At 70.3% G+C, this 1335-nt stretch carries 1 protein-coding gene; it reads right to left on the bottom strand.

The genetic code is table 11. The annotated features are described in order from the left end of the window. A partial coding sequence (locus P1P75_RS41545; protein ID WP_319265238.1) for a MinD/ParA family protein occupies positions 1 to 1335 on the bottom strand: 1335 nt, incomplete at both ends.

Below are 1335 nucleotides of genomic sequence, written 5' to 3'. Positions count from 1 at the left end.
GTTCTGGGGGTGCTGGGGGTACGGGGAGTGCTGGCCGTGGTCCGGGTAGGGCTGGCCTTGCTGCGGCATCTGCGGGTACGGCTGCTGCGGCTGGCCCTGCTGGGGGTACGGCTGCTGCGGCTGGCCCTGCGGTTGCCCCTGCTGTGGGTACGGCTGGCCGCCCGGCTGCTGGGGAGCGGCGGGGTACGGCTGGCCGGGCTGGGGTTGGGGTTGGGCCTGCGGCTGGTACGGGTACTGCTGCTGGGGGTGGCCGGGCTGGCCCGGCAGGGGCGGGGCGGCGACCGGCGGCGGGTTGCCGTCGCTGGTCCACAGGCCGTGCATCTGCTGGTGCCGGACGAAGTCCTCCGCGACCATCGCCGCGAGGTTGAAGTACGACTCCCGCACCTTCGGCCGCATCATGTCGAGGTCGACCTCGGCACCGGCGGAGAGGTGCTCGTCGAACGGCACGACGACGACACCCCGGCACCGCGTCTCGAAGTGGCTGACGATGTCATCCACCTTGATCATCTTGCCCGTCTCGCGGACACCGGAGATCACGGTGAGGGAGCGTGAGACCAACTCGGCGTACCCGTGCGCGGACAGCCAGTCCAGCGTCGTACTGGCGCTGCTGGCGCCGTCCACCGACGGAGTCGAGATGATGATGAGCTGGTCCGCGAGGTCGAGCACCCCGCGCATCGCGCTGTAGAGGAGACCGGTGCCCGAGTCGGTGAGGATGATCGGGTACTGCTTGCCGAGCACGTCGATCGCGCGCCGGTAGTCCTCGTCGTTGAACGCAGTGGAGACGGCCGGGTCGACGTCGTTGGCGATGATCTCCAGGCCGGAGGCGGCCTGCGAGGTGAACCGCCGGATGTCCATGTACGAGTTGAGGTACGGGATCGCCTGGACCAGGTCACGGATCGTGGCCCCGGTCTCGCGGCGCACGCGGCGGCCGAGCGTACCGGCGTCCGGGTTCGCGTCGATCGCGAGGATCTTGTCCTGGCGCTCGGTGGCGAGGGTGGAGCCGAGCGCGGTGGTCGTCGTCGTCTTGCCGACCCCGCCCTTGAGACTGATGACGGCGATGCGGTAGCAGGACAGCACCGGGGTCCGGATCAGCTCCAGCTTCCGCTGCCGCTCGGCCTCCTCCTTCTTCCCCCCGATCTTGAACCGGCCACCGCCGGCCGCCGGACGGCTGCTCTTCGCCTTCTGCTTCTTGTTGTTGAGCAGGCGATCGGAGGACAGCTCCACGGCCGCCGTGTAACCCAGCGGTGCGGCACCGGGATTGACCGGCTGCCGCTGGTCGTGCCGAATCGGCTGCGGCCAGGCGGCACCGGCACGGGGGTCAACGGGGGGCTGGGG

It is taken from the genome of Streptomyces sp. ID05-39B (assembly GCF_033794725.1).
Lineage (GTDB): Bacteria > Actinomycetota > Actinomycetes > Streptomycetales > Streptomycetaceae > Streptomyces > Streptomyces bobili.
Note: the sequence above shows the minus strand (reverse complement) of the source record. Positions and strands in the feature narration are given on the sequence as shown.